Raw genomic sequence first — 14,360 nt, 5'->3', positions numbered from 1 at the left:
GTAATACTATAAAAATATAACACTAGTTACTTTGTCACACCATCAATCAAATCTATTAACAATGAATAAAATCAGTACACTGCTATTTTTGATATTTCTCACTTGTACAAGTGGTGTTTTTGCCGATTCCGGTAGTTCCATCTCCTTAAATGGAACATGGGAACTCTCTTATTGGATGCAACCTGAAGAACCTATAACTTCGCCCAAGGACATGCAACTAGCTGAAGTGAAACATCTATCAGCCCAAGTCCCCGGTAATGTAGAACTAGACCTAATGGCTGCCAACTTAATTAAAGATCCGATGATTGGCAGTAATGTAAATGAATTACGCAAATGGGAAGGCTATCAATGGTGTTATTCCAAATCATTCGTAGCGCCACAACTAAAACCAGGACAACAATATCAACTCTTCTTTGCCGGAATAGACTGTCTGGCCGATATATGGCTGAATGGAAAGCACATTGGCAAAGCAGAAAATATGATGATTGAACATGCTTTTAATGTAACTAAAGAAATAAAAGCAGGAGAAAGCAATCAACTCCAAGTGATACTCCGTTCATCTGTTATTGAAGGACAAAAACATCTGTTAGGGACATTCAGTATTGGAAACTTCCCGTCTGAAGAATCCGTATTCATCAGAAAAGCTCCGCACACCTATGGATGGGACATTCTGCCACGATTAGTCAGTGCAGGTTTGTGGAGAGATGTAGAATTACGCGTATTGAATCCGGCACGTCTCACAGATGTTCACTATATGGTCGCCAATGTAGACACTGCTACCAGAAATGTACGTTTGTATACTGATGTACAAGTAAAACTACCTTTCGAAAAGTTCGACAAAGTGAAAGCCGTATATACATTAAGTCGCCATGGGAAAGAAATATATAAAGGAAGCTCTGTTGTCGTTTCCCCAGCATTCCGATATATAATGGAAATCAAGAATGCTGATTTATGGTGGCCAAGAGGATATGGAGAACCGGCTTTATATGATGCAAAAGTAGAGTTAGTAGATTCTGACGGCACTATTTTATCAACAGATAATAAACGGGTAGGCCTCCGCACGATTCAACTAGACATTACAGACATCAACCTCCCACCGGATCATCCGGGTAAATTCTGTTTCATAGTCAATGGAGAACCTATTTTTATTCACGGAACCAATTGGGTACCCATGGATGCACTCCATAGCCGGGATCATTCTTTCGTAGACGAATCTATCCGCATGGCTGTAGAATTAAACTGCAATATGATACGTTGTTGGGGTGGCAACGTGTATGAAGATCATCATTTCTTTAATTTATGCGATGAAAACGGCATTATGGTATGGCAGGATTTTACGATGGGATGTACTTTCTATCCTCAACGCAGCTCATTTACACAAGCATTGGAAGAAGAGGCCATTTCCGTTGTATGCAAGTTACGCAATCATCCATCACTCGTTTTATGGTCAGGAAATAATGAAGACGATTGTGCACTGCGCTGGTCTTTGCAACCATTTAATATTAATCCAAATCAGGATGTAGTTAGCCGCAAGGTCCTCCCGGCAGTTATTTATGAGTTTGACCCTACTCGCCCTTATCTTCCCAGCTCTCCTTACTACAGCCAAGCGGTATATGAAAGAGGAAGTGCTGACCAATATTTACCAGAAAACCATTTATGGGGTCCCAGAGGATATTACAAAGACAAATTCTATACGGATGCTACCTGCTGCTTTGTCAGTGAAATCGGCTATCACGGCTGCCCTAATTTAGAAAGTCTCCAGAAAATGATGACAAAAGATGCCGTATATCCCTGGACAAAAAATCATGAATGGAATGATGAATGGGTTACCAAATCTGTTCGTAGATTCCCAGAATGGGGAAAGACATTCGATCGCAATAATCTTATGATTAATCAGGTACGTTTACTTTTTGGTGAAGTTCCCTCCAAACTGGATGATTTTATATTCGCTTCTCAATCCGTACAGGCAGAAGCTATGAAATATTTCATAGAAATGTGGCGTGGAAAGAAGTTTGACGACAAGACTGGTATTGTCTGGTGGAACCTGCGGGATGGATGGCCAGTGATCTCTGATGCGATTGTTGACTACTACAATTCAAAGAAGATGGCATATTATTTCATCAAGAATGTTCAACAGGATGTTTGTGTACTAATCAATGATGCAGAAGGCGGAAATTACCCACTGATAGGAACGAATGACACACGCAACGTACAAAGTGGTAATGTAACGGTAACAGATGCATCCTCGGGACGTAAAATCTATGAGAGCACTTTCCGTATTCCAGCCAATCAAAAGGTCAGAATAGCCTCACTACCGGAAGAAAGCGGTCAAGGAATCTATCTGATCCAATACCAGATCGGTAATCAGAAATTCATGAATCATTACCTATACGGCAAGGCACCTTTCAACTTGAAAGAATACAAGCGGCTGTTACAAAAAACCGGATTATACGCTAAAAAATAATAGTTATGAAAGAGAACTTGTTAGGAATTGACGTAGGAGGCACCAAATGCGCCATCATCTACGGTATCAAAGAAAACGACGAGCTACATATCATCGACAAAAAGAAATTTGATACGACCACAGTCGACGAAACAATAGACAGAATTCTCTGTGAAACCGAAAAGATGATGAACCTCCACCAGCTAACCCCTACTAACACAAAAGCGATTGGAATCTGTTGCGGAGGTCCTCTCAACAGTGAAACAGGCATCGTGATGTCTCCCCCTAACCTACCGGGATGGGACAACATCCCCATTGTGGCAATGGTGGAAAAAAAGACGGGCATTAAAACCAATCTACACAATGATGCCAATGCCTGTGCTTTAGCCGAATGGAAGTTCGGAGCAGGAAAAGGAACTAAGAATATGGTCTTTCTCACATTCGGTACGGGACTGGGAGCAGGATTAATATTAAATGGCAAACTGTATACGGGCACCAATGACAATGCCGGAGAACTGGGACATATCCGCCTGTCGGATTTCGGTCCGATAGGTTACGGTAAAAAGGGCTCTTTTGAGGGATTTGCCAGCGGTGGAGGTATTGCTCAACTCTCCAAAATGTATGTGATGGAGAAATTGCAGACCGGACAGAAAGTTGAATGGTGTACCTTACAGGAACTAGATCAGCTTACTGCCCGAAAAGTGGCTGAAGAAGCTGCCAAAGGTGATAAATTAGCCCAAAGCATATATGAGACGTCTGCTATTTATCTGGGAAAAGGATTATCCATGGTGATCGATATCTTGAATCCGGAAGTCATTGTGATAGGTGGCATCTATACCCGGAATAAAAATATGATGGAACCCATCATGCAAAAGATAATCGATCAGGAAGCATTATCCTGTGCAAACAGAGTATGTAAAGTGAAACCAGCCGCCTTGGGAGAGCAGATAGGAGATTATGCAGCTCTTTCTGTAGCCGCTAACTTAACCGATTAACTATTATGAAAGAGCTTATTGAAACAACACTGGAAGAGGCTCGGCAAACGTTGGAGAGCTTTCTTGAGGAAACAACAACAGTCGGGATTATTTCACAGGCAGCCTCTACCTGCGCCGAAGCATTAAAAGCCGGAAATAAGATTATCAGCTGTGGTAATGGAGGTTCTTTATGTGACGCCACCCACTTTGCAGAAGAACTAACCGGACGTTACCGCAACAACCGCATCCCGCTACCGGCAATTGCAATCAATGACCCGGCTTACATGACCTGTGTGGGAAATGATTTTTCGTTCAACGAGATCTTCTCCCGCTATGTAGAAGCTATGGGATGTAAGGGAGATGTATTATTGGCCATCAGCACAAGCGGACATTCCGAGAACATACTGAAAGCTGCCGTACAAGCACACAACAATGGAATGAAAGTGATAGCGCTGACTTCAAAAGGAGAGAATGAACTGTCACGACTGGCAGACATTGCAGTCTGCGCGCCACGAGCAGCACATTCCGACAGAATACAAGAAATTCACATCAAAGTTATCCACATTCTGATTCAGGCAATTGAGGCAGAATTAGGCTTTGAATAATAACCTACTAAATTTAATCAATATGGCAATGAAAATGACACATATCAGTAAAACTCTATTGAGTATTGTTTGCACACTTTGGGGAATGTCCGCCTGCTCGGATGATTATAACAAATATGACGATTGCCCGGCTTGCAACTATTATCCTGTTGCAGTAGGGAATTCAACAGGAACTCCGGTTCATGCTATCGGTGTCGAGATGGATCCACACTTCTTCTCACAAAACATCACCCGCAATGATGGTTCAAAGGCTGAAGATTGGGAAAATATAGTTGTACAACGGGTAAAGAAAATGAAAGTACAACAATTCCGAATCATGATGCAGCCACAATGGTGGGAACCCTCCAATGACAACAACGATCCTAATGTCGCGGATATGAGCAAATTCACTTTTGATTCGGAAGAAATGCAATCTGTATACAAAGTATTGGATCTGGCCCAGGAGAATAATATCGGAGTGACATTAGTCGTATGGGGAGCCATAACCAATATCGACTTACTATCAGGCATTAACAATGGTCAAAAGCATTTCTTGTGTGATGCACGAAGTTATAACGTTAATCCGGGTTGGATTGCCGGTATAGATAACTATGAAGAATTTGCTGAAAACTTCTCCACAATGGTGAAATACCTGATTGAAGAAAAGCATTATACCTGTATCAATCAAATTACTCCATTCAATGAACCTGACAGTCATATAGCAGGTTACGGCCGCATCATGTGGCAAGGTGATTTTGAAACCATGGGTTGGCAGGACACCTACGCCCCCATGGTGAAAGCACTGGATGCCAAGTTTAAAGCAGATGGAATACGCAGTAAGGTACACTTCAACCTTTCTGACAATACAGACGGTACACCCGGATATATCGCTGCCTGTGTTTCCGCTTTCACAAACGATGAAGCCGACCTGTATAACTCTCATGTATACAAGTTTGACTACAACACCCCTAATTCGACTCTCGTAAATTGGGAACGTCAAAATATAGCTTCTGCAGGAGGTAAAAGACATTTTGTTGGAGAATTCGGTTTTCCTGGATACGGAAGTGCCCGTCAATATGGTATAGACACGTATACGCGAGGGGTACAGATAATCCGCGTTGCTCTGAACTATCTGAATGCCGGTGCTTGCGGAGTAAGCTACTGGAGTCTGATCGATCAATATTATAACCGCAATGCCTCCTATTCGGAAATGCAGCAACTCGGTTTATGGAAATATCTAAAATCCGCTTATACCGAAGACCCAGATGTATATTCCAAAATCAAGGAAGACTACGAGGTACGTCCTCAATACTATGCATATAGTCTGTTGACACGTTTTGTCCGCCAGGGCGACGAAGTATATCCATTGGATCTCGGCGACGAGTTGATAGCCGGAAGTGCTTTTCTCAACACAGAGGGAAAATGGACGTATGTACTTTCCAACGCTACAGACAAAGACAAGATGATACAGTTGGAAAATGATAAAGAAGGTGCCAATGGAGAATACAATGTCTACAAATATATGGAAGGACGCCTACCGGAAGGTGATAATCTTATAGAATCAACAGAAACGGTCAACACGCAAGAGAATAACCTAAAACTTAAATTATCTCGTTCATCAATCAGGGTATTAGTACAAAAATAGAAGTATATACCCCCCATTTAGTGGGGATATATATACACCGTATTGGGCATATATATTCACCATGTTAGCCATATATATCCGCCGTGCTGGATATATATGCCCACCAACCAAGTAATTTATCATCAAAAGTACACGAATGAAAAAAGAAATATCCATAGTAAAAATGCTCTCCGTCATGTTCGGATTCTTCGTTATGGGATTTGTTGACATTGTCGGAATAACCACGAGCTATGTGAAGAATGATTTCAGCCATCTCACCGATACGATGGTTAATCTCATCTCTCTATCCTGTTTCTTGTGGTTCCTGGTGCTTTCTATTCCCACCGGAATGTTAATGAATCGCATCGGACGCAAGAAAACCGTATTACTTAGCTTCGCATTCCATGTATTAGCTATGTGCCTTCCACTCGTTGCATATGACTTTACCGCCATATTAATCGCATTTGCCTTGATAGGTATCGGTAACACTCTATTGCAAGTTTCACTCAACCCATTAGTAACGGATGTCGTTGCAAACGATAAGTTGACAGGTACATTAACCCTAGGACAATTTGTCAAAGCAGTCAGTTCATTCCTGGGTCCTATCCTGGCAGCTTGGGTGACTGGTAGTTTTTTCGGATGGAAAATGATATTCCCCGTTTATGCCGGACTGTCACTGCTCGCTTTGATATGGCTATGGCTTACCCCTATACAAGAAAAACAACAGGAACGGAAGAACATTTCTTTCAAAGTCACTCTTGAATTATTCAAAGACAAATACATTCTTGCTTTCTTTATCGGTATTCTCGTGCTGGTAGGTGTAGACGTAGGTATCAATATGACTTTCCCTAAATTCCTGATGGAACGTTGTGATCTACCACTGACAGATGCAGGAATGGGAAATAGTGTGTATTTCTTCGCCCGCACTGTAGGAGCCTTTTTGGGTGGTATCCTACTGATGAAATATTCAGAAAGTAAATTCTATATTTATAGCGTCTGGATAGCTCTCGCAGGATTGATACTGATGACCATTAGCACTAATCTCTGGTTTATCCTCGGATGTGTAGCAGTTTTCGGGATAGGATATGCCAATCTGTTTTCCATCATCTTCTCTCTGTCTTTGAAACGTGTTCCCGAGAAAGCGAACGAAGTATCTGCACTTCTTATCGTCGGTGTATCTGGCGGTGCCGTCCTCCCGCCTATTTTAGGAGTAATTACCGATTCATTCCACAGTCAGTTATCTGCAATCATAGTACTTGCCATTGTATGGTGCTATCTGATCGGAATAATGAGAAAAATAAAAACCACATAAACCTATATTCTAATGAAACATTTCAAGAAAATCGAATCGAAATTCCTGTTCTCATTACTGATTATGAGTGTGTGGAGCATCATAGCCGTGGGTCAGACGACGGCTAAAATCTCCAAACACATTCCTGAAATCGAAAAATGGATTCAGAAACAATTCGCTAAAGGAAAAACACCTCCGTTCTCGTTTATATGTGACGGGAAACCTTCCGCAGAATTTATCCGCCAATGGGACTATTCCCAGCAAAAGATAGAATCCGAAGAAGCGGATGTGATAAAGTATCTCTTTACCTACTACAATCCTACCAACGGACTGAAAGTAGAATGTACCGTAAAAGGCTATCCCAGTTATCAGGCTGCCGAATGGGTATTGAACTTCACCAACAAAGGTACGAGCAACTCTCCCACTCTGGAACAAGTGAAAGTAGTGGACCTTGCCATGCAATACGCTTCTAAAGGAGAATTCAAGTTACACTATGCAGACGGAAACCATATCTCCAAATATGATTTCCATCCACGTTCGGTTACTCTGGCAACGGGTGAAACCAAACAGATGTCTCCACAAGGAGGACGCTCTTCAGAAGGGGACTATCTTCCTTTCTTCAACATTGAATCACCTGCCGGACAGGGAGTCATATTAGGAGTAGGCTGGTCGGGCACCTGGTATGCAGATGTATGCGTACAAGATAATCGTACAATATCCATGGCTTCGGGAATGAAAACCATGAAATTATACTTACGTCCACAGGAAACAATTCGTACCCCAAGTATCAGTCTGATGTTTTGGGAAAATATCGACCGGATGGCAGGACACAATAAATTCCGCCGTTTTGTCCTGGCACACAAGTCACGGAAAATCAACGGAAAATTTGCCGAATATCCTCTTTCCAGCGGATTCAACTATCGGGACCCCGCACCTTGTACGGAATACTCATGCCTGACAGCCGATTATGCCATTGCCATGGTGAAACGTTACATACAGTTCGGATTGAAACCCGAAGTATTCTGGCTGGATGCCGGATGGAACACCGATGCTGCAGACTTCGAACATGGCAAGACCTGGGCCAACACAGCCGGTAACTGGACTGTAGATACATTGCGCTTCCCCAAAGGACTTCGTCCTGTAGCCGACGAAATACACAAAGTAGGAGCTAAATTCATGGTCTGGTTCGAACCCGAGCGTGTCATCCGTGGTACCCAATGGGCAGTAGAACACCCCGACTGGATGCTCGACATTCCCGAACACAACAATGACACCTACCTACTGTTCGATCTGGGAAATCCGGAAGCCTGCCACTGGATGAGTAAATATATAGGCGATATGCTCGAAGAAAACGGCATAGACTATTACCGTCAGGATTTCAATATGCAGCCGGATATCTACTGGGCAGCCAACGATGAGCCCGGACGTACAGGAATGAAAGAGATACGACACATCGAAGGACTATACTACTTCTGGGATTATCTGCTGAGCCGATTCCCGAACCTGCTCATAGACAACTGTGCCAGTGGGGGACGACGTATTGACTGGGAAACAATCGGCCGAAGCGCACCACTATGGAGGAGTGATTATTATCATTACGACGATCCGGACGGCTACCAATGTCACACGTATGGCCTGAATTTCTTCCTACCTTTACATGGAACAGGTAGTTTACAGACCGATCCGTATTCTTTCCGCTCAAGCGTCAGCACAGCTTTGATTTATAACTGGAAAATAACCGATAAAAATGCCTCCGTTTACGAAATGCAACGTTGTCTGAAAGAATTCCACGAAATCAGACCTTACTATTACGAAGATTATTACCCACTGACGGGTACAGAAGACATGACGCGGGATAATATCTGGCTAGCCTATCAAATGCATCGTCCGTCGGACGACAGTGGTATTATCGTTGCTTTCCGCAGAACCGCCTCCAAAGACAAAAAAATCACCGTCAGACTTTCAGGAGTGGATCCGGAAAAATACTATACAGTGACAGACATGGATAGCCGACAGAGCAAAATCTATCAGGGAAAAGAACTGACCAGTCAGTTGCCACTGATCCTCGAAAAGCCACATAGTTCCTTATTACTAAAATATAAAGTTACCAACGAAAAACCGAATAAAGAATGAAAAAAAGAATACTATATTATCTATTCATTCTGCTTCTGTTCCCTCATAATGGAACAGGACAGACGGTAGCCCGCATGAGCGACCGCCCGGTAAACACCAGCCAATGGATAACCACCCACTTTGCCCGCGGTGTGGTCCCTCCTTTCTCTTTCGAATATGGAGGTAAACCTTCACAGGAATTTATCAAAAGCTGGTCTTATACGGCTACGCGTCAGAAAAGTGACGATCCCAAGGTTCTGAAATACCTTTATACTTATCGTGAACCATCCGGAGGATTAAAAGTCGAATGTGAAGTGAAAGGCTTTACCGACTTCAATACGGTGGAATGGGTACTCCGTTTCACCAACCAGGGAAAGAAAAATACGCCGGAGATTGCCAACATAAAAGTGTCTGATATCACATTCCGCTACCAGCATCCGGGAGCATTCAACCTTCATCATTCCGAAGGCAGCCATGCATCCAAATCAGATTTCAGCCAGCAACTTACAATCTTGTCTCCGGGTGATAATCTTTATATGAGACCGGAAGGTGGACGCTCTTCACAAATGCGTATGCCATTCTTCAATATTGAATCTCCGGCTAATCAAGGAGTTATCGTAGCCATCGGATGGACAGGAACCTGGTTTGCCGATGTGCGCTGTGCAGACCAGCAAAGCGTAGCGCTTACCTCCGGAATTGAACGTTTGAAAACCTATCTGTATCCGGAAGAGAGCATCCGCACTTCCAGTGTATGCCTGTCATTCTGGAACGGTTCCGACCGGATGAAAGGACACAACCAGTTCCGCCGTTTCGTGCAAGCCCACCACACTTGGAAAGTAGGTGGTAAACCGACCGTATATCCAATATCGACCAGTTTCAACTACGGTGATCCTACTCCCTGTAATGAATATACCTGCCTGACTACAGATTATGCCATTGCTATGGTGAAACGGTATGAACAATTCAAATTAGTACCCGAAGTATTCTGGCTGGATGCCGGATGGTACAATCACTCTGCAGATGTAGCCAATCATAAGAATTGGGCGAACACCGTAGGAAACTGGACCGTCGACTCTATTCGTTTCCCCGAAGGATTACGCCCCATCGCCGACGAAGTGCATAGAGTTGGTTCCAAGTTCATGGTATGGTTTGAACCGGAGCGTGTTATGAAAGGCTCAGCTTGGGCACTGCAACACCCTCAATGGATGTTGGATGCCAGAGGAAAAGCCAAACAGGAAGACTGGACAAAAGATGGTGAGCACGACTCTTATCTATTCAATCTCGGAAATCCGGAGGCATGTCGATGGATGAGTAAATATATCGGAGACTTCCTCGAAGAAAATGGCATAGACTACTACCGCCAGGATTTCAATATAGAGCCGGAAGGTTTCTGGGCTGCCAATGATGAACCTGGCAGACAAGGTATCTGCGAAATCCGATACATTGAAGGACTTTATTCTTTCTGGGAATATCTGCTGAACCGCTTTCCGGGCTTGCTGGTTGATAATTGTGCCAGTGGCGGACGCCGTATTGACCTCGAAAGTATCTCACGCAGTGCACCGATGTGGAGAACAGATTACAGTTATGGAGAACCAATCGGCTATCAATGCCATACTTACGGATTGAACTTATACCTTCCCCTGCATGGTACAGGAACTGTGAGTGCCGATAAATTCACTTTCCGTTCCAGCCTCGGAACCTCTATTATCTACAACTGGAAAATAACCGAAGCCGGACAATCCATCTATGATATGCGCGACCGCCAGGCAGAGTTCAAAGAACTCCGCCCCTATTTCTATGAAGATTACTATCCGTTGAGTGGAATAAACAACATTACTTCGGAAAATATCTGGCTAGCATACCAACTTTATCGTCCGTCGGATGACAGCGGATACATCGTAGCTTTCCGCCGCAAAGACAATCCGGACAAGAGCTATACTGTCAATTTATCAGGGCTACACCCTGACCACACTTATATACTCACCAATAAAGATACAGGAGAAGCTATAAAGAAAACCGGTAAAGAACTGGCTAACGGCTTCACGCTGACACTGGATAACCCGCAAAGTTGTCTGATAATCAAATACCAAAGTTCAACAACTGCCATACAGAAACTTTCTGTAGGAAAGAAAACCGGTGTAAAGCTCCGTGCTATAGGTGCAGAACTAGATCCCCACTTTCTCTCACAAAATGTGACCCGCAATGATGGAGCTAAAGCTGAAGACTGGGATCGCATCGTTGTGAAACGTGTCAAAGAAATGGGACTGCAAAGCTTACGGGTGATGGTGATGCCACAATGGTATGAGCCAAAGAATGACAATCCGGATGCATCCAAAATCGACTGGCATAATTTCACTTTCAACTCTGTAGAAATGCAATCACTCTACAAAGTATTGGATATGGCACAAGAACAGAAAATGGAAGTCACCCTTGTACTTTGGGGAGCCCCTCCGGGACATTTCCTGGCCGAAGGGAATTATGGTAACTGGGTAGTAGCCCCGACTAACTATGAAGAATGGAGCGAGAACTTTTCCGCACTTGTACAACACCTGCTCAACAACAAAAAATACACGTGCGTCAAAGAGATTACTCCGATCAACGAACCAGATTGGTCATATATCATCAAAGGTAAAGCTGCTCCCACCGCCGACTATATTGAAATGTGTAAAGTACTCGACAGACGTTTCAAAGAGGATGGAATAAGAAATAAAGTACATTTCAGCCTTTCTGACAATTCAGACGGAGGTACAGGAACGCATAAATATCTGGCAGCCTGCACGAAAGGACTGGCGAACGTTGCTGACGTATTCAACTCCCACACCTATATCTTCGGCTACGAAACTCCGAACTCCACAATTCTGGATTGGGAAAAACAAAACTCTCAATTGGCCTCTTCAGTTGGAAAAGCCCATTTCATCGGTGAATTCGGAGGTAATCAATGCGTAGGTGCCACCAGACAAAAAGATATCGACTTGTATGAACGAGGAGTACTCATGACACGCATAGCCATCAATCTACTCAATGCAGGAGCAAGCGGTGTTAGCTATTGGAGCCTGATAGACCAATACTATGGTAAGGATGCAGACTACGGAGCAATGCAGCAACTGGGTTTATGGAAGTATGTAAAGAAAACATACGCTTCGGAACCATACTACAACGATATCAAAAGTGATTACGAGGTACGCCCACAGTACTATGCCTATTCTCTGTTGACACGTTTCATACGCCCGGGAGCTGAAATCTATCCGATAGCAACACCGGAAGAATGGTATGCAGGAACTGCTGTTCGAAACACAAATGGCAAATGGGTATATGTTTTCGCCAATGGAATGGACCAGGAGAAAGCAATAAGCCTCATCAACCAACATACGCAAACCAAAGGGAATTATCAGGTTTACCGTTATATCAAAGACGGTTTACCTACCACAGACCAAATGTTGGCTCCGGACGCCCAGCCTCTCAAAGTGAACGATAAAATTCTATGTTTACTTCCGGCTCATTCTGTGATCGTCTTAAAACAAGAATAACTATGTACTCTATTTATTCATTAAACAAATAGTATTTATGAAAACACATTTCTACATTTTATTAATGCTTGGAATGGTATTCCTTTTGGGATGTGAAGACGAAAAGTTAGGCACAGACCTAGGAGTAACCAATGTAGTGCTTCCGGATATTTCGGAAGAATCCCTGGGCACAGAGATTACCATTCAGGGAAATGGCTTTATCGACTGTGATGTACTGGCTCTTTCTCCCCTTTCAGGAGGAACCGAACAGCCCATCTACATGGAAACCAGAGAAGTACAATCCGATCATATCACGGTACTTTACCCCTCTACGGCCACCAAAGATTCTTATGGACTTGTATTGGTACGCGGTAGCAAAATGCGAACATTAGGCGTCATCAACAGTACTGTTGGAGTTATGCCCGACGAAAACCTGCGTAATGCCTTGTCTGCTCTTTTCCCTGATATATTTAAAGGAGAAAAGATATCTTCCAGTGCTAAATATGTCACTTTCACTGATGGCACACTAAATATCAGCGATAAAAATATCACTTCTCTGGAGGGACTCGAATATTTCAGCAACATTCGGAAACTGATCTGCAACAATAATGATATCAGTGAAATTCCTGCAGAAGTACTATCCAGACTGTCTGAACTGACTGCACAAAACACTGGTCTGACCAAACTGGAACTAGCCACTTCGGAACAGCCGAACACGACATTGGTATCTCTCAACATAGATGGAAGTACCAAACTAGAATCTGTCGACCTGTATTATTGTTATAACATTGAGAAGTTCTCTGCTCTAAACTGTAAACTGGTATATCTGGATGTACGCAATTACCACAGTATCTATGGCGGATGTCTGAACTACAACAGCACAGACTTCAAATTTACTTTCAGCGATGACGCAAGTAAAGAACGACTCCTGAAAATGGAATCCTGGTGGATGGACTCATACTACAGCAATAGCGGTTCTATCGTAGATGCCATCAATAATGGAGTGACAGTGGAAGGGTACGACTGGATGCACGACTATCCCGATGGAAACAACAACTACTATTACAGTTACGGAAAATATCAGAAGACAATGAAAAAGTATGGAGAAATTCCTGATATCAATCTACGAAACGCACTCAAAGCATTGGTTCCGGATGTATTCGATGGAGATAAAGTTCTGACAGTGGCTGCTCTGAATACTGAATACTTCAAGAATAACACGACCCTTGATCTTAGCAATAAGGGAATCACTAATCTGGAAGGACTACAATACTTCTGCGGATACAAAAACCTCATTCTGGATGGAAATAATCTGGGAGAAATCGATCTTAGTAAATACGCAATCAGTACCAGCTACACGGCAGGTCCGGTAGATGAGAAAGGAATTCAGACTTTCAGTGCCAAGAATGCAGGATTAACCAAATTCATTTCTGGCGATCAGTATATGATAACCTCTATAGATGTGAGCAACAATCCGGGATTAGCATATCTGGATATAAACCGGTGCAAATCCATCACATCACTAAATGCATCCGGTTGTCCGCTCACTTATGTTGATCTGCGTAATCTGGCAGGTACTTATTCCGTACTAGGTTATTCCGGTGGAGCTGTAGATGCCTCAAAAGTTCAGTTCTCATTTACCGACAGCTCTTCAACTCAAAGGAAGCTACTAGTAGAAGAATGGTGGATGGATAGCCCATGGAATGGCACAAGCCCATGTATTACCGCAAAGAATCAAGGTGTCCGGATAGAACGCTATGAATACATAGGATACGACAAGGATAAAATGTTGAGTTCATTTAATTAGACAGAAAACAATCTTAAAC

8 protein-coding genes are annotated in these 14,360 nt (G+C 43.2%); all 8 read left to right on the top strand.

Features of this window, described 5'->3' with window-relative positions; translation table 11 throughout:
- Positions 1–61 precede the first annotated feature (61 nt).
- Entirely contained in the window at positions 62–2,464 is a 2,403-nt protein-coding gene (locus LPH68_RS00865; protein WP_009039096.1) for a glycoside hydrolase family 2 protein, read from the top strand.
- Positions 2,465–2,469: 5 nt separating this feature from the next.
- On the top strand, positions 2,470–3,438 hold the full coding sequence (locus LPH68_RS00860) for an ROK family protein (RefSeq protein ID WP_004310376.1): 969 nt from the start codon (positions 2,470–2,472) through the stop codon (positions 3,436–3,438).
- A gap of 5 nt (positions 3,439–3,443) precedes the next feature.
- On the top strand, positions 3,444–4,022 hold the full coding sequence (locus LPH68_RS00855; protein WP_004310374.1) for an SIS domain-containing protein: 579 nt from the start codon (positions 3,444–3,446) through the stop codon (positions 4,020–4,022).
- A 22-nt stretch (positions 4,023–4,044) separates the two neighbouring features.
- The gene (locus LPH68_RS00850) at positions 4,045–5,646 is read left to right on the top strand and encodes a hypothetical protein (RefSeq protein WP_008641751.1); all 1,602 of its coding nucleotides are present in this window, start codon (positions 4,045–4,047) and stop codon (positions 5,644–5,646) included.
- 136 nt (positions 5,647–5,782) lie between these two features.
- Complete coding sequence (locus tag LPH68_RS00845; protein ID WP_008649023.1) at positions 5,783–6,937, top strand: sugar MFS transporter; 1,155 nt, start codon at positions 5,783–5,785, stop codon at positions 6,935–6,937.
- A gap of 12 nt (positions 6,938–6,949) precedes the next feature.
- A complete protein-coding gene (locus LPH68_RS00840) occupies positions 6,950–9,049 on the top strand; it encodes a glycoside hydrolase family 36 protein (protein ID WP_049701574.1) in 2,100 nt (699 codons plus the stop codon).
- Positions 9,046–12,555 carry an alpha-galactosidase gene (locus LPH68_RS00835; protein WP_049701573.1) on the top strand — a complete coding sequence of 1,170 codons (3,510 nt, stop codon included), beginning with the start codon at positions 9,046–9,048 and terminating at the stop codon, positions 12,553–12,555. Before LPH68_RS00840 ends, LPH68_RS00835 begins: the two co-directional genes overlap by 4 nt.
- A gap of 37 nt (positions 12,556–12,592) precedes the next feature.
- Positions 12,593–14,341 (top strand): leucine Rich repeat-containing domain protein, encoded by a 1,749-nt coding sequence (locus tag LPH68_RS00830; protein WP_049701572.1) that lies wholly within the window; start codon positions 12,593–12,595, stop codon positions 14,339–14,341.
- Positions 14,342–14,360: the final 19 nt, after the last annotated feature.

Source organism: Bacteroides sp. 1_1_30, from assembly GCF_020982715.1.
GTDB lineage: Bacteria > Bacteroidota > Bacteroidia > Bacteroidales > Bacteroidaceae > Bacteroides > Bacteroides xylanisolvens.
Note: the sequence above shows the minus strand (reverse complement) of the source record. Positions and strands in the feature narration are given on the sequence as shown.

Bases quoted from the DNA above. Each gene is read 5' to 3' on its own strand.
- LPH68_RS00865 (WP_009039096.1), top strand. From the start codon at position 62: ATGAATAAAATCAGTACACTGCTATTTTTGATATTTCTCACTTGTACA.
- LPH68_RS00860 (WP_004310376.1), top strand. From the start codon at position 2,470: ATGAAAGAGAACTTGTTAGGAATTGACGTAGGAGGCACCAAATGCGCC.
- LPH68_RS00855 (WP_004310374.1), top strand. From the start codon at position 3,444: ATGAAAGAGCTTATTGAAACAACACTGGAAGAGGCTCGGCAAACGTTG.
- LPH68_RS00850 (WP_008641751.1), top strand. From the start codon at position 4,045: ATGGCAATGAAAATGACACATATCAGTAAAACTCTATTGAGTATTGTT.
- LPH68_RS00845 (WP_008649023.1), top strand. From the start codon at position 5,783: ATGAAAAAAGAAATATCCATAGTAAAAATGCTCTCCGTCATGTTCGGA.
- LPH68_RS00840 (WP_049701574.1), top strand. From the start codon at position 6,950: ATGAAACATTTCAAGAAAATCGAATCGAAATTCCTGTTCTCATTACTG.
- LPH68_RS00835 (WP_049701573.1), top strand. From the start codon at position 9,046: ATGAAAAAAAGAATACTATATTATCTATTCATTCTGCTTCTGTTCCCT.
- LPH68_RS00830 (WP_049701572.1), top strand. From the start codon at position 12,593: ATGAAAACACATTTCTACATTTTATTAATGCTTGGAATGGTATTCCTT.